This is a genomic window from Shinella sp. OV683, from assembly GCF_057787725.1.
Genome location: NZ_CM173543.1, coordinates 1,449,736 through 1,467,626, shown reverse-complemented (window position 1 = coordinate 1,467,626; position 17,891 = coordinate 1,449,736). Strand labels below are relative to the sequence as shown.

Sequence of the window (17,891 nt, the reverse complement as noted above, 5' to 3'; positions counted from 1 at the left end):
AATCGTGAACGTAGATTGCGAACAAACCGTGACCGGGCTTTGCCAAAATCTGCCGAATCATACATGGAATGCCGATGATGAACGGCTTTGATGACATTCCCTTCTTCGATGAGGAGCCGGCTGCTCGCCCCGCAAAACCTGAACGTGCGCCCGAGCGCCCCCAAGGCAGCGCAAATGCGGGTGGCATCGCCGCGCGCGCCATGGCCGCCCGTCAGGCATCCGCGCCAAAACCATCCTATCTCGAAGGCCTGAATCCCGAACAATTGCGCGCTGTGGAAACGCTCGATGGCCCGGTCCTCGTGCTCGCGGGCGCCGGCACCGGCAAGACCCGGGTACTGACCACTCGCATCGCCCACATTCTCGCGACCGGCCGCGCCTATCCCAGCCAGATCCTGGCGGTGACCTTCACCAACAAGGCGGCCCGTGAAATGCGGGAAAGGATCGCTCATCTCGCCGGTGAAGCGGTGGAGGGAATGCCATGGCTCGGCACGTTCCACTCGATCGGCGTCAAATTTCTCCGCCGGCATGCCGAACTCGTGTCGCTGCGCTCCGATTTCACCATTCTCGACACCGACGATGTCATCCGCCTCCTCAAGCAGATCATCCAGGCCGAGGGGCTGGACGACAAGCGCTGGCCGGCGCGCCAGTTCGCCCAGATGATCGACAACTGGAAGAACAAGGGCCTCGACCCCAACCAGATCGCCGAGGGCGACGCACGCTCCTTCGGCAATGGCAAGGGCCGCGAGCTCTACACCGCCTACCAGAACCGGCTCATCAGCCTGAACGCCTGCGATTTCGGCGACCTGCTGCAGCACCCGATCCGTATCCTCAAGAACAATCCCGATATCCTCGCGGACTACCAGAGCCGCTTTCGTTACATCCTAGTCGACGAATACCAGGATACCAATACGGCGCAATATATGTGGCTGAGGCTGCTCGCCCAGCGGCCGGGCGGCAAAAAGCAAGCGACGAGCAGGGCAGCGCCGGCCGAAGGCCGAGCCAGCGACGGCTGGCCGGGCGACGTTTCGCCCGCCCCCGCGGAGCGCAGCCGCGATAGCGGCGCAAGAGAATCGCAGCAAATCAATATTTGCTGCGTGGGCGATGACGACCAGGCAATCTATGGATGGCGCGGCGCCGATGTCGATAATATCCTGCGCTTCGAGAAAGACTTTCCGGGCGCCACCGTCATCCGGCTCGAGCGCAACTATCGCTCCACCGCCCATATTCTCGGCGCGTCGGGCCATTTGATCGCCCACAACGAAGGCCGGCTCGGCAAAACGCTGTTTACGGAAAAGCCCGATGTCGACGACGACAAGGTGCAGGTGCACGCCTCCTGGGATTCGGAAGAGGAAGCCCGCGCCATCGGCGAGGAGATAGAGCAGCTGCAACGCCAGAGCCACAATCTCAACGACATGGCGATCCTCGTGCGTGCCTCATTCCAGATGCGCGAATTCGAAGATCGCTTTGTGACGCTCGGCCTGAACTACCGCGTCATCGGCGGCCCGCGCTTCTACGAGCGGCTCGAGATCCGCGATGCCATGGCCTATTTCCGGCTGGTGGCGCAACCCGCCGACGATCTCGCCTTCGAGCGCATCATCAACACGCCCAAGCGCGGCCTCGGCGATACCACCGTCCGCCATCTCCACGATTATGCCCGCGCCCGCGATATCCCGATGCTGGCGGCTGCCGCCGACATGGTCGAAACCGAAGAGCTGAAGCCCAAGGGCCGCAAGGCGCTCTATGATGTCGTCGCCAATTTCCAGCGCTGGCAGAACCTGCTGCCCAACATGCCGCATACCGAGCTTGCCGAGCAGATCCTCGAGGAGAGCGGCTATACCGACATGTGGAAGGCCGACAAGACGGCCGAAGCGCCGGGACGGCTGGAAAGCCTCAAGGAACTCGTCCGCTCCATGGAGCAGTTCGAGAGCCTGCGCGGCTTCCTCGAGCATGTCTCGCTGGTCATGGATGCCGACAAGAACGAGAACATGGATGCAGTGTCGATCATGACACTGCATTCGGCCAAGGGCCTGGAATTCGACACCGTCTTCCTGCCCGGCTGGGAGGAAGGCCTGTTTCCGCACCAGCGGGCGCTCGACGAAGGCGGTCGCAACGGGCTGGAAGAAGAGCGCCGGCTCGCCTATGTCGGCCTGACTCGCGCCAAGAAGCGACTGCATATCTGGTTCGTCTCCAACCGCCGCATCCACGGCCTCTGGCAATCGACCATCCCGTCGCGCTTCCTAGACGAGTTGCCGGAAGACCATGTCGAGGTCGCGCAGATGGAGCAATCCTACGGCGGCTATGGCCGCAACCAGTACGGCCAGTCGCGCTTCGACAAGGAAGAACCCTTCTCGTCCGGCTATTCGTCGCCCGGCTGGCAGCGCGCCCAGGCCAACAAGACCGAAGCCACCCGCAACAACTGGGGCAGCCGCTCCGGCCACCAGGTGGAAAAGATCGGCTACGGCGAAGCCGGACCGACCGGTCGCGTCATCCAGGGCGAACTGGTCGCCAAATCCAAGATCGACACCCCCTCCGCCTTCACAGTCGGCGACCGGGTGTTTCATATCAAGTTCGGCAATGGCAACGTGGCAGGCATCGAGGGCAACAAGCTGACGATCGATTTTGACCGTGCCGGGCAGAAGCGGGTGCTGGACGGGTTTGTCGAGCGGGTGTGAGGGAAACCTTCGCGATGGGCTGCTTGTGGCGCCCATTGCGGACGCCCACAGCTCCATATTCAACTTCCTCTAGACGCCATTTCCGGGCCGGATAGGCACATCAACGGGTAAGGCAAACGGCCCTCGCGGGCCGTCCACCTGCTTCAGAATTCTGCTACTGCGCGTGTTTCCTTATAGCCTCCTCGATCTGCTCCTTGACGGCACTCAGACCGAAACTTGCACCTCTCTGCAGTGGTGGGAACGCGATGGCGGATTGCGCAAGTTCTGCCACCTTCTTCTGCACGAGGACGAACCGCCAGAACTCGTACTTGTACCACTCGAAGTACTCAAGGGAGCCATTGGTTCCCTTGTAGAATGCCGTACGTTCGAATGGATCGAGGCGCAGGTTGGTGATAGTGGGCGCACCAAGCGTAACCGTGTCTCCGAGCCAGCCCCCAGGTTGTTCCTTAAAGGTGTACTTGTAGTCGTCGATGCGAGCTGCGCCCAGAGTACTTTCGGCGAAGTACCAGATTTCATGCCGGTTTGACTTGCCCGTGCCAGTGATCATGCTGGTCTGGTCGTAGCCGTCGAGGTGGACCTTGTACATTTGGCCGTTGAGTTCTTTTCCTGCCTTCAACTCGACGACAATGTTCGGGTCGCCTGCGGCAGTCACGAAGGTGGGAAACCAGTCAAGCCCTGAGAACAACCCGTTGCCAATCGCGCCAGCGGGAACATGACCGGGCCAGCGGATCATCGCTGGGGCACGGAAGCCCCCCTCATAGGTCGTGCCCTTGCCTGCAAAGAATGGGGTCTGTCCGCCGTCTGGCCACGTGAAGTTCTCGGTGCCGTTGTCGGTGGTGAACATGACGATGGTGTTGTCATCCACCCCAAGTTCCTTGAGCTTGTCCATAGTTGCGCCGACGATGTCGTCGAGCTGCGCCATACCGGCTTCGTGAATGGTCCACCCATTCTCGGACGTGCGCATCTTCTCGTACTTCTCCGACAGATGGGTGACGATGTGCATGCGTGTTGGGTTGAGCCAAAGGAAGAACGGCTTACCATCGTCCATCGCCTTATCGATGAATTTGAAGGAGAGTGCCTGAATTTCATCATCAATAGTTTCCATCCGCTTGGGGTAGAGTGTTCCGGCATCCTCGATCTTCTGTTTGCCGACCTTGCCCCAACGCGGCATCTCCGTTGGGTCGTCAACCTCAGTAGCCCACGAATGGACCATGTTGCGCGGCCCGACTTCATTCAATAGTTCCTGAGGGTAGCCAGGGTGGGACGGGTCTTCCATCGCATCCAGATGATAGAGATACCCGAAGAACTCGTCGAAGCCGTGCACCGTGGGCAAGAATTCGTTGAGGTCGCCTAGATGGTTTTTGCCGAACTGACCTGTGGCATAGCCCATCGACTTAAGGACTGTCGCAATGGTCGGGGCGGCCGCTGGCAGACCGACGGGTGATCCTGCCTGACCGACCGTGGTCATGCCAGTGCGTATGGGGAGCTCACCCGTGATGAAGTTGGCGCGGCCAGCCGTGCAGCTCGCCTCCGCATAGTAATCTGTAAATAGCATGCCCTCCGCAGCGAGCTTGTCGAGGTGTGGTGTCCGTCCTGCCATCATTCCGCGATTATAGGCACCGATGTTCCAGATGCCCACGTCGTCCGCCATGATGACGACGATGTTCGGCTTCTTGCTTGACGAGGCCGCCTTTGCGGCGGTGCTCACTGCTGTATTCGCAATCGTTGCGACGGCTGAGGCGGCGATCAGTGATCCCCCTGCCAACAGAAGGTCGCGCCTAGTGGCGTTGATGCTCTCTTTCATCGGATTTTCCCTCTCTAACGTGCCAAACGGCGCCAGCAGGCGCCTATGGACTTGTTCAGATCAAACTATTGATTGGTGGCGCGAAGAGTATGCAAGGAACCAGAATGGTAGTGCCACGCCACAGAGATGGATCGTCTCCGTTTATTAGATGATATGCAAGTACGTTACGGTAACATGGCCGCAACGTCGGGCATGAAAGAATGTCCGCTTGTGGCGGCGCAAAGCGGAAGTGGGCGTTCTTCCGCCACCAGCCCTGAGCGCCCATCCGCACCCCACGCCTACTGCGCGCTTGAAATTCGCCGCGCCGCTGCGATACTCCACTGCAGGAACCAAAACGATGACGCATCACTTGCGAATTCTGGCTGCGTTGCTGGCACTGTCATTCATCAGTGCCGGACTGGCTGACGACGGGCGCTGGTATGCTGGGGCTTATTCCTTCTCCGATGAGCTTAGCGGCTTCCGCATCCTCTCAGTGACAGGCTCAGGCACAAGAGCCGATCCGATCGAAATCAGCGAGGAACTCTATTCCGCCAACCCCGTCACCCTGGTGATCAGGGCCGCCAAGCCAATTCGATCGCAAACGACTCCCGAAGGGGCGTTCCACCTGCGCGTTGTCGTTCTGAACAAGAGCGGATTGGCCTGGATCGAGTTTGAATTCGAACTTCAAGAGACGCGTGGCAAACCAAGCGACTTCTACGATGGCCTGTCATTTGATCAGGTCCACCCCAATCCGGACTTCATTTCGTCCAACCGGTTTGCCAGTTTCGAGAACCATTTTGAGCACTTCGACCGGCTACGCTTCAAAGATGGTCACGCCGATCCCCAGGACAGAACGTTGTTCGGCTTTTTTATCACCGACGTCACGCCGGTTGACGAGTTCTACCTGGTGCAGGACCCGCACATACCTTTCTCGTGAGCCACGTGCCATGGTGCAAGCGCGAGCCAACCGGCTGCCGGACGCGGTTGTACTTCAACGGGAGCGACAGTCCTGGCCATCGTCGTTTCTATGTGGTTCTGCGCCCGACAGGTTGCTTGACAGTCCAAGCTACGGGGCGTTTCGTGAATTGACGTGGATGGATCTTGGCGCTCTTTTCTGCCGCCGGACCTTCATGTCACAAAAGGGAGGATACAATGCCGACAGTTGTTGCCTACCATACCATCACCAAGGGCGCGGAACATTGGCTCAAATCGCCAAAGCGCAAGGAGTTTTTCGGTCCACTCGGCGTGACCAACATTCGAACATTCGTTGATCCGCAGGACCCGACACGGGTTGGCGTTCTGATGGACGTTTCTGACATGGACGCTGTCAAGCAAGCGATGCAGAGCAAGGCAGCGGCTGACGCCATGGCTTATGATGGCGTGGTGCCGGAGTCCATGGTGATTCTGGTCGAAGCGTGAGTTTGGCTGCTCAGCAAGCCGGTTTCGCTCGTGTTGGTCCCTGATTGCGGAGCGGATACGGTCATTCTGGAAAGCAGCAGATTCAGACGCAGAAATCTCCGCCAGTCAACGCGGCTGGCGGGTCAAACGAGCTTGTGCCCGACCGGGACTGGCCGAAATACAAGCGCCGCGCCTCTCGTTGAAGAGGCGCCTATCGCCCTGCCGTCTTCATCACTTCGGCCTGATCGCGCAACAGCACGAACCGATACCCGCGCTTCTGGAGGTCGAGCACGCCGCGCACAACGCCGTCGCCGGCTTTGTGATCGGGCTGGTTGATATGCGAGATGATCACGTCCCCATCCCTAGCCGATGCTATGCGCTTTTCGGTGATCTTGTCGCCAAGCAGCGAACCGCCGTCGCCATTGATGGAGAAGCCGGCGATCTTGTAACCCATGGCCTCGATCTGGGCGATCGATTGCGCCGAATACTTGGCCGTCGCGCCACGGAACCACAGCGGCCTGGCGCCACCAGCCTGGATGATCGCATCGGCGCCGCCGGCAACTTCCGCCGCTACCGCTTCGGGCGACCCCGCCGCCTTGATGCCATAGATACTGACGGGACGTTCGACTGCCGGCACGTGATTGGCACCGTGATCCTCGATCTCGAAGAGTTCGGGATGCGCCTTCAGCACGATAAATGCGTCGGGATTGCGCTTCAGCCAGCGTGCGGTGACGAAAATCGTCGCCGGGATTTTTTGCTCGACCAGCATGTCGAGAATGCGGTGATCGACCTTGCCCATGCAGGCATCGAAGGTCAACGCCACTTCCGGCACGCCCACGGACTTGGCCGAGAGGCGCAGGCTCGGTTCGAGCAGGCGATGGCTTGTTGGCTTGACGGTCGGCGCAACAGCCCCTGAGGCCGGCAGCCCGAAGGCAAGCACACTAAGGACGAGACCAGCGGAGCGGACCAGGCTGATTTTCTTGAGCACGAAGGGAAACCAATAACGATGCTTGCGGCGCTGAAAGGTGCGACTTTCGCACCTCTTAGCGCATTCTGATCAAGAAGCACTACAGATTTCTAAAGCGCCGTTCAAAATGCGTGATTGGTGCACCAAGCTTGAAGTCGGTGGTGAACCTCTTTATCTCTGCGACACAAGAAAATAACAGCGAGGACACCGCGTGCCAGCCTTCAACAACCTGCCTACTCCGCCGAAACCCGCCAAGAAGCCCGTGACCGATACCCATCACGGCATCACCAGAACGGACGATTATGCCTGGCTGAGGGCGGATAACTGGCAGCAGATGTTCAAGGACACCTCGATTCTCGACAAGGAAATCCGCGCCTATCTCGAAGCCGAAAATGCCTATCAGGATGCGGCGATGGCCGACACGGCGGATTTGCGCCAGACGCTGTTCAACGAGATGAAAGCGCGCATCAAGGAGGACGATTCCTCCGTGCCGATGAAGGACGGCCCGTTTGCCTACGGCACGCTCTATGTCACCGGCGGCGAGCAGGCACATTACTTCCGTACCCCGCGCAACGATAGCGGCCTCAAGGAAGTACTGCTCAACGGCGACCGCGAAGCTGAAGGCAAGGACTATTTCCGCGTTGCCGGCCTTGGTCATGCGCCGGGCCACGACAAGGGCATCTGGGGCTTCGATGACAAGGGTTCGGAATATTTCACCCTCAGGATCCGCGATTTCACCAGCGGCAAGGACCTGCCCGATGTCATTGAGAATACCGGCGGCGGCGGCGCCTGGGCGCCGGATGGCAACAGCTTCTTCTACACCTTGCAGGACGACAACCATCGTCCTTCCAAGGTCTATCACCACATCATCGGCACGCCGCAATCCGAAGACCGGCTGGTGTTCGAGGAAGAGGATCCGGGCTTCTTCATGGGTGTCGGCGGCTCGCTGCTCGATGATTACATCTTCATCGACATTCATGATCACGAAACCTCGGAATACCGCATCCTGTCGACCAAGGACCTGACGGCAGAGCCCAAGTTGGTGGCCGTGCGCGAAACCGGCATCGAGTATGAGCTTAACGAGGGCGGCGACGTCTTCTACATCCTCACCAATGATGGCGGCGCCAAGGATTTCAAGATCATGCAGACCCCGGTTGACAAACCGGGCAAGGAAAACTGGACTGAGGTCGTGGCGCACCGCCCGGGCACGCTCGTGCTGTCGGTCAGCGCATTTTCCGGCCACATCGTCTGGATGGAGCGCCATGAAGGCCTGCCGCGCATTCTCATCCGCGACCGGGTGACGGGCGAGGATCATGCCATCGCCTTCGATGAGGAAGCCTATTCGCTGGGTCTTGGCGGTGCGCTGGAATATGACACGGACTGGATCCGCTTCTCCTATTCGTCGATGACCACGCCCAGCCAGCTCTACGACTACAACATGCGCACCCGCGAACGCGTGCTGCTCAAGACGCAGGAAGTGCCGTCAGGCCACACGATCGAAGACTACGTGACGCGTCGCATCTTCGCGACCGCGCCGGACGGCCAGAAAGTGCCGGTCTCGATCCTTTACAAAAAGGACACCCGGCTCGACGGTAGCGCGCCCTGCCTGCTCTATGGCTACGGCGCCTATGGCATCTCGATCCCGGCTTCGTTCAGTACCAATTGCCTGTCGCTTGTCAATCGCGGCTTCGTCTATGCCATCGCCCATATCCGCGGCGGCAAGGACAAGGGTTTTGCCTGGTACGAGCACGGCAAGATGCAGCATAAGACCAACACGTTTTCGGACTTCATCGCCGCCGCCGACCATCTCGTGGCCGAAAAGTTCACGTCCTATGGCAAAATCGTCGCCGAGGGCGGCTCGGCCGGTGGCATGCTGATGGGCGCCATCGCCAATATGGCGCCGGAAACGTTCGGCGGCATCATCGCCGCCGTGCCCTTCGTCGATGTGCTCAACACCATGCTCGATGACACCCTGCCGCTCACACCACCGGAATGGCCGGAATGGGGCAACCCGATCGACAGCGCCTCGGACTACAGGAACATCGCTTCCTACTCGCCCTACGACAATGTTGCTGGTCTGCCCTATCCGCCGATCCTGGTCCTGTCGGGCCTCACCGATCCCCGCGTCACCTATTGGGAGCCGACCAAGTGGGTGGCGAAGTTGCGCGATTTCTCGACCAGCGGCAACCCGGTTCTGCTCAAGACCAATATGGGCGCAGGGCATGGCGGCGCATCGGGTCGTTTCCAGCGGCTCGAGGAGATCGCCTATGAATATGCCTTCGCGCTGAAGGTCGCTGACAAGTAAGCCGGTACAATCCGTTTCAGCAGCCGTAGTCTCAGTGCTTCGGTATCACCTTGAGATAGGCCGCGATCGCCTCGCGGTCTTCCTTGGGCAACTTCGCCATGTTCTTTTGTACGTCTACCATCGTGCCGCCGACGCTGTCGAAATCCGGGGTAAATCCCGTCTCGAGATAGCTGGCGATATCGGCCTCGCTCCATGAGGCGATCGGGCCACCCGGCGTGATGTCGGGGATCTTGCCCTTACCCTCGGGATTGGGGGCACCTGCCAGCCACATATCGGCTTTGAAGCCGCCGAACTCGTCGCGCGGCGTATGACATTCGCCGCAATGGCCCGGCCCCTCGACGATGTATTGGCCTCGCTTGACCACCGCATCGGCGTTCGCCAGATCGACGCGCGGCTGGTCATTGAAATACAGGAATTTCCAGCCACCCAGCGCCAGCCTGATATTGAACGGGAAGCCGAGTTCGTGCGACGGCGCGACATTGTCGCTCTTGGGGAGCGTCTTGATATAGGCAAACAGATCTACGACATCCTTGGCCATCATCCTCGAATAGGAGCCGTAGGGCAGCGAGGGATAGAGATGGCTGCCGCCGGGGCCTACACCGCGTGTCACTGCATTGCCGAATTCGGCCAGCGTCCAGCCACCGATGCCCGCTTTCTCGTCCGGCGAAATGTTGGGAACGTGGAATTTTCCGAACGGGCTGTTGATGGCAAGTCCGCCGGAAAGCACCAGCGTGTCTGCGCCTTTGGCACCCGGTTTCTGATGACAGCTGACACAGCCGCCCATCGAAAACACCAGTTCGCCGTTCTTGACATCCGGCGTACCGGCCTTGGCCCAGTAATCGTCGGGTTGCGGCTGCGGACGAGTGACGACAAGAAAGGCACCGCCAGCGATCACGGCCAGTCCGACGAGGAAGCCGATCGCTTTCACCAGTCTGCTGGCCATCTCTCTACTCCCCCTCGCTGCTCACCCGATCATGTCGATAGTGCCACGGCCCGCGCTATCGTAGAAGTGGAATCATTGAAAAAACCGCCGCAACCGCCTGGAGGTCAGGCAGTCGCGGCGGGCAGGGAGAAGGATATTATTGCTTCGTCAGGCGATAGAGCTTGTGGCAACCGGCGCAATTGCCTCCAAGCGTCTCCAAGGACGCACCGACCGCCGCCTGGTCGGCAGGAAGCTGGGCGAGAAGCGCATCCGCATCAGAGCCGAGTTTGGCGGCACGCGCCTTGAAATCCTCCATATTTGCCCAGATTTCAGGCTTCGCCACATCGTCGTCCTTTTCAGAACCGGCGGGGAAGTAGCTCGGGAAAACCTTGATGGTTTCACTGATGGTCGTCAGGGACGCTTTGACCGTATCCGCATCATAAGGCTTCTCGCCCTTGGCGATGGCCACCACAGCACCTATAGATGCCCCGACCTTCTTCATTGCGGCTTTGCGGTTGTCGTGCTGGTTTTCCGCCGAGACGACCGCAGTCGCCCCGAAAAGACAGAGGATGGTTACGGCTAGAATTCTTCTGAACAGCATAGTGTGTCTCCCGGTTACCACGTGTGCCCCGTTGGTACGAGTGACGCACCGCTCGGGATCACCATCAAGCAGCCATACCAAACTGAAGGAAAATAACTTTTATGTGATCGTCGCCGGGACGCGGCCGAGACCGACGACAGGTCCCGGTCCATCCCGCGCGTTGGCAGCCGCCGTTCAACGATCCTTAACGGGGCGTCAACTATAACTCGATCTCCAGACGCCGAAGGTAATCATGAGCCAATCCGCTGCCAGGCCAAGCCCAGGAACGATCCGCCTCGCAGCGGCAATCGTCCTGCTGGCCGTACTGTGCGCAATCGGCCTGCAGATCATCGATATTTCGATCGACGCCCTGCCCTTCCAGCTGAAGAACAAGGATTTTGCCAACTACTGGCTGGGCGGCAAGCTCGGTTTGTCCGGCGAGGCGCCCGTGTTGTTCGGCGATCCCCAGCTTTACTTCGAGCGGATGAAAACGATCTTCGGAGCAGACTATCCCTGGCACAACTGGAGCTATCCGCCGCATGCGGTTTTGTTCTGCCTGCCATTTGCAAAGCTAAGCTATCTGCCGTCGATGGTGCTGTTTCTCGGGCTGACGCTGGCGCTCTATGTTCTGGCTATCGGTACCCTGCCCGCTCGCTGGACGCCAATCAGCGCTATCCTGCTCATGCCATTTTTAGCAGCCAATCTCGTTGCGACACAGAACGGCTTCCTCACCGGCGCGTTGATGATCGGCGGGCTGGCACTTCGGGAACGTCGGCCATTGCTGGCGGGCATCTTCTTCGGCCTTTTGACCTTCAAGCCGCAACTCGGCCTACTGCTGCCGCTGCTGCTGCTTTACGAACGCCAGTGGCGAGTGATCGGGGCGGCAGTCCTGACATCGGCGTTTCTGGTCCTCGTCTCAATTGCCTTTTTCGGGGCGGATAGCTGGCGCGACTTCTATCTCAATATCGTGTCGCAACAGGCCAAAATCATGAACACGTTCGGCGGCGACTTCCCGCATATGATGGCCTCGGCCTTCGGCTCGGCGCGCAGCCTCGGTTATGATGCCACCGTGGCAATGAAAGTGCATCTGCCTTTCGTGGCGATTGGCGCCGTGCTGTTTGCCCTCAGCCTGTTTCGCTTGCACGATGCCAGCGCCCGCGCCTTCTCGATGTTGCTCGCGAGTTTCCTGATCGTGCCATATTCTGTCGCATACGATCTTGGTGCGCTCGCGGCGTTTGCCGCCCTGTGGCCTCTGACCGACAAGCGAGCCCCTTCCTCGCCTCTGCGCATCCTGCTGATCCTCGTGGCAGTGCTGCCGATCGCCATGCTGCCGCTTGGGCAGGCAGGTTTGCCCGTGACCCCACTCTTGCTGCTCGCCACCTACATCCTGCTGCTGCAGGCTGAGGGTGCTTTCACCTCAAGATCCGTCAAGCCTGATACGTCCAGCCCTGCCACCCCGTCCACACAGCCGCCGCGATAAGCAGCACGCCAGCCAGCCGGCCAGCCCAGGCGGTGGCGCTGTGGTTGGTCAGCAGGAAATTGCGACTGGTCGCAGCCGCCAGAACGATGGTGCCATAGATCAGCAGCTGCATGGCAATGGTCAGCAATCCCATCACGATTGCCTGCTGCCAGAGCTGCCCGAACTGAGGCTTCATGAACTGCGGATACACCGCCATGATGAACAGATAGGCCTTTGGATTGAGCAGGCAGGTGACCAGCCCCTGCCGGAAGATCTTCGGCAGCGAGCGGGTCTTTGCCGTGCCTACCTCATCCACGACGATGCTGCTGCGAAGCAAGGTATAGCCGATCCAGACCATATATGCCGCGCCAGCCAGAATGAGCGGCTGCCGTACCAAAGGCATAATCAAAGACAGCACTCCGACGCCGAGCGTACCGGTCAAGGTATGCACCGCGCCGCCCAGCATGATGCCGCCGACAGCCGCAAAGCCGGCACGCCGGCCTCCCGTCAGCGCGTTGGTCAGCGTAAGCAGCATGTCCATGCCGGGCACAATAATGATGCCGAACAGGAGCGCAGTGAAAATAACCAGGTTCTGTATGTAATCCATTGTCAGTATCCTCATTTCCGATCGTCGCGCGCTCCGGACAAACTCCAGTAAATTCATGCGATTGGGGGATCTGATACCGCAAGCCAATTGACAGCATTGTGTCAGGAGTGTTTGCTCAGAAGCATCTGTTGTGGGGAAATTTCCGTGCGCAAGGCATCGCGTCTTTTCGAGATCATCCAGATCTTGCGGCTGGCCGGAAAGCCGGTGACCGCAGCACAGATCGCAGAGCGCCTCGAGGTCACGCCACGGTCGATCTATCGAGACATCTCAGCTCTTCAGGCGATGCGGGTGCCGATCGAGGGCGGCCGCGGCATCGGCTATATCCTGCGCGCAGGCTTCGACCTGCCGCCGCTGATGTTCACCATCGAGGAATCCGAGGCGATCGTGCTGGCACTGGCGCTACTGAAGCGCACGGGGGACGTGGAACTGAAGAAAGCGGCAGACCGCGTCACCGACAAGATCGCTGCCGCGATGCCGCCACCGCTTCGCCAGACACTCTCCGCCAATGCGATCTATGCGTGGGGAACGGTTGCCCAGCCGCCAGGCGGCACGGATTTCGCCGTCCTGAGACAGGCGATCCGGGACGAGCAGAAGCTGAAACTGCGTTATCGCGACGAAGGTGGTAACGAGACAGCTCGAACGATCCGTCCGATCGCGCTGATCTACTATTCAGCCTGGGCCGTCATGGTCGGCTGGTGCGAATTGCGGCAGGGAATCCGGAATTTTCGCGCCGACCGCATCGAGCACAGCGCGGTCATCGACGAATTCTTCATCGGCCAGGGCGACACCCTGCGTGCCGAATGGATAGCCGGCTGGAACACCACAAACGAAAAAGCCCCGCCCGGATCGCTCCGCACGGGGCCTCTCTAAGATCAGTCGCGACTACTTGGTTGCGGCTTCGTACATTTCCAGCACGTAATCCCAGTTGATCAGGCTGTCGACGAAGGCTTCGAGATACTTCGGACGCGCGTTGCGGTAGTCAATGTAATAGGAATGCTCCCAGACGTCGACGCCGAGGATCGGCTTGGCGCCATACACGAGCGGGTTTTCACCGTTGGCGGTCTTGGAGATGGCGAGCTTGCCGTCCTTGACCGAAAGCCAGGCCCAGCCGGAGCCGAACTGCGTGGTGCCGGCAGCGACGAAATCAGCCTTGAACTTGTCGTAGCCGCCGAGATCGGAAGCGATTGCAGCTTCGAGCTTGCCCGGCAGCTTGGTGCCGCCGCCACCCTTCTTCATCCACTTCCAGAAATGGATGTGGTTGTAATGCTGGCCGGCATTGTTGAACAGGCCGGCATTCTTGCCGAACGACTGGACGACGACCTCTTCGAGCGAGAGATTTGCCAGGCCGGCTTCTTCGGCCAGCTTGTTGCCGTTGGTCACATAGGCCTGATGATGCTTGTCGTGGTGGAATTCGAGCGTTTCCCGGGACATGAACGGTGCGAGCGCATCGTAGTCATAGGGCAGAGGCGGAAGTTCAAAAGCCATTGTGGTGTCTCCTTCGTCATTCTGTGCATATAGGGTGCAAACCGGAATGGAACATAAGTTTGCCGCTCTTCGATGGCAACAGCTTTAGGCGAATAAATTCCGGCCCTTGCAACGTCTGAGGGCTGATAACCATTTGCAATCCGGACGATAGTCCGGGATAAACCAACTTTTGTGGAGGTTGAACATGATTGCTGCCGCTAGAACCATTTCCCTCGTTGTCGCTACCCTGATGCTGCCCGGCGCAGCCTTCGCCTCTTCCGACGCGGAATGGGCAAAATTCGCCAAGGACGTCGAGCAGAAATGCACCGATGCCACGGCCGAAACATTCCGCAAATCGCAAGTCGTGGTGGACCCCACGGGCAGCGAAAATTTCGGCCTGGCAATCGTCTACGGTCGTTCGAAGCAAGCCAAGGGTCCTGCTGCCGTCATTTGCGTCTATGACAAGAAGACGATGAAAGTCGAGGTCGGTGGCGAAATGGGCAAGGATCTCATCCGTGTTCGCAAGCCCAAACCTGACGGCCAGGACGACAAGAACGCCGATGCGAAGCAGAAGCAAAGCGGCGCACAGACCGGCAACACCGGTAACGCGGATGACGACGATCAGCAGTAAGGCTTGATCTTTCATTCCATGCTCTGCCGACAGAGAATGGGTAATCGATGTGACCATGGCTCGAAGAACCACCGTATCGAAAGTTATCCACGCTCCGGCCGACGCAATCTACCTCGCCTATCTCGACCCGCAGGCGGTGGCCATATGGCTGCCGCCGGGCAGGATGCGCGGCGTCGTGCATGAATTCGACGCAAGCGAAGGCGGTGCCTTCAGCATGTCGCTGGTCTATCCCGAAGACGTCTCCTCCAAGGGAAAAAGCTCGGACCACACCGACACGTTCAAGGGCCGCTTCGCAAAACTCGTCCCCGATCGCGAAGTCGTCTGGGCGACAGTGTTTGATTCCGCCGATCCGTCCTTCCAGGGCGAGATGACCGTGCAAACCCTATTGACGCCGAAGGAGGCAGGCACTGAAGTCGCCATCACCTGTGAAAACATCTCACCCGGCATCCAGCTAGAAGACAACGAAGCCGGCTGCCGCGAGACTTTGGAAAAGCTCGCGGCATATGTGGGCGGTGAGTGCTAGTCGTCGCGGCGGATCATGCCGGTAATGGCTGCCGCCACGATTGCCGTCACACCCCAGCCCAGAATCACGAACAGCTTCTGCAGATAGAACAGCCAGTAGCCCCACTCTCCTCGGGCCGGCGACGGCGACCAGGCTGCCGTCTGGCCGAGGTTCAGGACGGGAACCACCACGTCTATGGCGTAAGCAACGGGCCAGAAGGTCTCATAGTCCTTACCGGGTCCACCCTTTTCCTGAGGCTTGGAACCCGGACCTTCCGACCAGTCATTGGCGGGATTAGCAGAGGGCGCGCGCTGCGCTGTGCCATCCGCATAAGCCTTCCAATCCGTCGATGTAAGAATGACATCGGAATTCGGCGCGAAATCACCCGCCTCCCAGGTGAGATAGGATAGTACGGTCATGATGGCGACGAGCGTCAGCAGGGGGCCGAAACTCAGCCATGGCCGATATCCATAGCCGGTGATCCAGCGGCTGAGCAAATCCCATATCCAATGAACGGCGATGAGAACGTTGGGCTCCAGAGGGTTCTTTTTCGCGCTTCGACCTTCGCTGATGGCAGCACGCGCAGCCCTGCGTTGCTCGATTTCCTTTTCGATCAGAATTTCCTGCGCTTCGCGCCTGTGACCGGTGTCGCGATAGAACTTCGCCAATTGCTGATAGGGCTGAGGGTGAAAGAGGCCCTTAGAGCGGGCGCCGGTTCGAAGCCAAGCCTTGCGAAACTCAAGATCCAAAGGACCAGTCAGGTTCTCATAGGTAAGGCCAATCAGAGACAAATTCGAGACCAACTCCCAGCTTGCCGCATCGTCAGCGAGAATACCTAAATGAGCGGCGCTTAGGTTGACCTCGCCAGTCACAGATAAGACCTCCCGCCATATAAGTCCGCGCCGCACAATCATTTTCTGGCCGTTCAAGGCTTTGCCATCGCCTCCGTTCAACTCCGCCGCTTCGAATGAGAGCTGTCCGCTGATCTCTACACCGCTGAAGAACAAAGCACCGGTGCTTTTGGCACGGCGTAAAAAAACGCCGCCCTTGATCATGGCACCTTGGACATTCAGCGCATCTCCCTCACCGCCATTCAGTTCAGCCCCTTCGCATGAGAGCTGTCCACCGATCTCGGTGCCGGAGAACAGCACAGTGCCGGTGCTTTTCGTGTCATGCAAGAAAACGCCGCCCTTGACCGCAGCATCCTGGATATGCAGTGCATAGCCATTGGCACCATTCAATTCAGCGCCCGCGCAGTCGAGCTGGCCGCTGATCTCGGCGCCAGAGAACGACACAGTCCCGATACTTTTCACGCGACGCAAAAAGGCGCCTCCCTTGATCGTTGCGGTCCGGGCGTCCAATGCATCTCCCTCAACACCGTTCAACTCAGCCTCGCTGCAAGAGAGCTGTCCGCCGATTTCGGCACCAGAGAACGAGACTGAACCAGTGCTTTTCGTGCCATTCAAGAAAGCGTCACCCTTGATTGCAGCACCCTGGACATTCAGCGCATATACCTCGCCACCATTTAGCTCAGCCTCGCAGCAGGACAGCTGTCCGCCGATCTCGGCACCTGCCAAAGATACGGTGGTGGTACTTTTAACATTGTCCAAGAAGAAATCCCCCTTGATCATGACGCCCTCGACATCAAGACCGGGCAGCGCACTGCCGCTGAGGTTCACGTGTTCCAGCCGGGCTTGCTGGGCCGAAACAGGCTGATCAAAGCCACAGTCCAGGAACGCCGTTCTGCCTTTCGCGACTGCAAAACTCAGATCCAGTTGGCCTTCGATCCAGGCTCCTTGGAGTTGCACGCCCAACTCATGCCCCGGACATGCATCGCAGCCACCAAGGACAAGATAGCGTAGAAGGCCGGAACGAATGCTGCGATCCGGGCTTGGCCCCTCCGGTCGGCCAACGCCGAGAACCGTTGGCTCACCGATTTTGAAGTTATCGAGAAGGGTCTGTTCGGCCTTGGTCAGCTTCGCCTTGCCGATCAGTTTTTTGATATCTGCATAAGACCGTATCAGCATGCCCATCCCCCGCTTTGCTGGGGATCAGAGATTAGCTTGCCGGATACGCGCGTGCAATGTTCTGCGTGCCACAATTAACGCGCGTTGCTTATCCACATGAACTATAGTGTGGTGAGGACTGAAATTCACAAAAACCGCCGGGCAGCGCCCGGCGGCCTCTCTATTCTACAATCTAGTATTCACTCAAACAAACTGCCCCAAGCCAGGCACCGAAGCGACGACCTTGTCGACAACTTCTTCGCCGGCATGTTGCTTGGCAATGGCGATCGTCTGCTTGGCCAGCGTGGTGATCTCACCCATGCCCATGCCCAGGCCCATCAGTTGCTGGCCGAGGCCCATGAGGCCACCACCGACCAGGCTGGTCAGGAAGCCGCCGCTATTTTTGCTGCCATACTCGGAAATGAGTTGTCTTGCGCCCGGGACCGCGGCGATCATCTTCTGCACGGCGTCATCATCGGCTTCCTCTTCAAGAAATCCCAGCATCATGCCGATGGCCTTCTCTGCGACATCCGGCGCGAGACCTGTGGCCGCAGCGATCTGGTTGACGACTTCTCTCATAGGTGTCTCCGTTGTT

General features: G+C 59.2%; 16 protein-coding genes. 8 read left to right on the top strand and 8 right to left on the bottom strand.

Annotation, left to right across the window (positions count from 1 at the left end):
* Positions 1–74: 74 nt before the first annotated feature.
* Positions 75–2,672, top strand: coding sequence for an ATP-dependent helicase (locus ACXHRN_RS06995; protein WP_488640610.1), 2,598 nt, complete (start codon positions 75–77; stop codon positions 2,670–2,672).
* Between the two features lie 154 nt (positions 2,673–2,826).
* Here ACXHRN_RS06995 and ACXHRN_RS06990 read toward each other — a convergent pair whose 3' ends face one another.
* Positions 2,827–4,476, bottom strand: coding sequence for an arylsulfatase (locus ACXHRN_RS06990; RefSeq protein ID WP_488640609.1), 1,650 nt, complete (start codon positions 4,474–4,476; stop codon positions 2,827–2,829).
* A 337-nt stretch (positions 4,477–4,813) separates the two neighbouring features.
* Here ACXHRN_RS06990 and ACXHRN_RS06985 point away from each other — a divergent pair, with 337 nt between their 5' ends.
* Together ACXHRN_RS06985 and ACXHRN_RS06980 are read left to right on the top strand one after the other, a co-directional pair.
* A complete protein-coding gene (locus tag ACXHRN_RS06985) occupies positions 4,814–5,392 on the top strand; it encodes a hypothetical protein (protein ID WP_488640608.1) in 579 nt (192 codons plus the stop codon).
* A gap of 215 nt (positions 5,393–5,607) precedes the next feature.
* Entirely contained in the window at positions 5,608–5,874 is a 267-nt protein-coding gene (locus tag ACXHRN_RS06980; protein ID WP_488640607.1) for a hypothetical protein, read from the top strand.
* Between the two features lie 190 nt (positions 5,875–6,064).
* On the opposite strand, the gene ACXHRN_RS06975 is transcribed toward ACXHRN_RS06980, so the two are convergent.
* Positions 6,065–6,841: a polysaccharide deacetylase family protein gene (locus ACXHRN_RS06975; protein ID WP_488640606.1), complete on the bottom strand. Its 777-nt coding sequence runs from the start codon at positions 6,839–6,841 to the stop codon at positions 6,065–6,067.
* A 190-nt stretch (positions 6,842–7,031) separates the two neighbouring features.
* Here ACXHRN_RS06975 and ACXHRN_RS06970 point away from each other — a divergent pair, with 190 nt between their 5' ends.
* Positions 7,032–9,125: a S9 family peptidase gene (locus ACXHRN_RS06970; protein ID WP_488640605.1), complete on the top strand. Its 2,094-nt coding sequence runs from the start codon at positions 7,032–7,034 to the stop codon at positions 9,123–9,125.
* A 31-nt stretch (positions 9,126–9,156) separates the two neighbouring features.
* On the opposite strand, the gene ACXHRN_RS06965 is transcribed toward ACXHRN_RS06970, so the two are convergent.
* Both ACXHRN_RS06965 and ACXHRN_RS06960 read right to left on the bottom strand, forming a co-directional pair.
* Positions 9,157–10,068 (bottom strand): c-type cytochrome, encoded by a 912-nt coding sequence (locus tag ACXHRN_RS06965; RefSeq protein WP_488640604.1) that lies wholly within the window; start codon positions 10,066–10,068, stop codon positions 9,157–9,159.
* Positions 10,069–10,204: 136 nt separating this feature from the next.
* Positions 10,205–10,648: a c-type cytochrome gene (locus ACXHRN_RS06960; RefSeq protein WP_488640603.1), complete on the bottom strand. Its 444-nt coding sequence runs from the start codon at positions 10,646–10,648 to the stop codon at positions 10,205–10,207.
* Positions 10,649–10,880: 232 nt separating this feature from the next.
* On the opposite strand from ACXHRN_RS06960, the gene ACXHRN_RS06955 reads away from it, so the two are divergent.
* On the top strand, positions 10,881–12,107 hold the full coding sequence (locus ACXHRN_RS06955; protein ID WP_488640602.1) for a glycosyltransferase family 87 protein: 1,227 nt from the start codon (positions 10,881–10,883) through the stop codon (positions 12,105–12,107).
* On the opposite strand, the gene ACXHRN_RS06950 is transcribed toward ACXHRN_RS06955, so the two are convergent.
* Positions 12,055–12,693: a LysE family translocator gene (locus ACXHRN_RS06950; protein WP_488640601.1), complete on the bottom strand. Its 639-nt coding sequence runs from the start codon at positions 12,691–12,693 to the stop codon at positions 12,055–12,057. The two genes, ACXHRN_RS06955 and ACXHRN_RS06950, sit on opposite strands and share 53 nt — an antisense overlap.
* A 144-nt stretch (positions 12,694–12,837) precedes the next feature.
* On the opposite strand from ACXHRN_RS06950, the gene ACXHRN_RS06945 reads away from it, so the two are divergent.
* On the top strand, positions 12,838–13,563 hold the full coding sequence (locus ACXHRN_RS06945) for a helix-turn-helix transcriptional regulator (protein WP_488640600.1): 726 nt from the start codon (positions 12,838–12,840) through the stop codon (positions 13,561–13,563).
* Between the two features lie 12 nt (positions 13,564–13,575).
* Here the strand turns inward: ACXHRN_RS06945 and ACXHRN_RS06940 are convergent, their stop codons facing one another.
* Positions 13,576–14,178, bottom strand: a complete 603-nt coding sequence (locus ACXHRN_RS06940; RefSeq protein ID WP_488640599.1) for a superoxide dismutase — start codon at positions 14,176–14,178, stop codon at positions 13,576–13,578.
* A gap of 184 nt (positions 14,179–14,362) precedes the next feature.
* On the opposite strand from ACXHRN_RS06940, the gene ACXHRN_RS06935 reads away from it, so the two are divergent.
* Positions 14,363–14,788, top strand: a complete 426-nt coding sequence (locus ACXHRN_RS06935) for a hypothetical protein (RefSeq protein ID WP_488640598.1) — start codon at positions 14,363–14,365, stop codon at positions 14,786–14,788.
* 49 nt (positions 14,789–14,837) lie between these two features.
* The gene (locus ACXHRN_RS06930) at positions 14,838–15,311 is read left to right on the top strand and encodes an SRPBCC family protein (protein ID WP_488640597.1); all 474 of its coding nucleotides are present in this window, start codon (positions 14,838–14,840) and stop codon (positions 15,309–15,311) included.
* Here the strand turns inward: ACXHRN_RS06930 and ACXHRN_RS06925 are convergent.
* Together ACXHRN_RS06925 and ACXHRN_RS06920 are read right to left on the bottom strand one after the other, a co-directional pair.
* A complete protein-coding gene (locus ACXHRN_RS06925; RefSeq protein WP_488640596.1) occupies positions 15,308–17,317 on the bottom strand; it encodes a hypothetical protein in 2,010 nt (669 codons plus the stop codon). The genes ACXHRN_RS06930 and ACXHRN_RS06925 overlap by 4 nt on opposite strands.
* Positions 17,318–17,500: 183 nt before the next feature.
* Positions 17,501–17,875, bottom strand: coding sequence for a hypothetical protein (locus tag ACXHRN_RS06920; protein ID WP_488640595.1), 375 nt, complete (start codon positions 17,873–17,875; stop codon positions 17,501–17,503).
* Positions 17,876–17,891 lie beyond the last annotated feature (16 nt).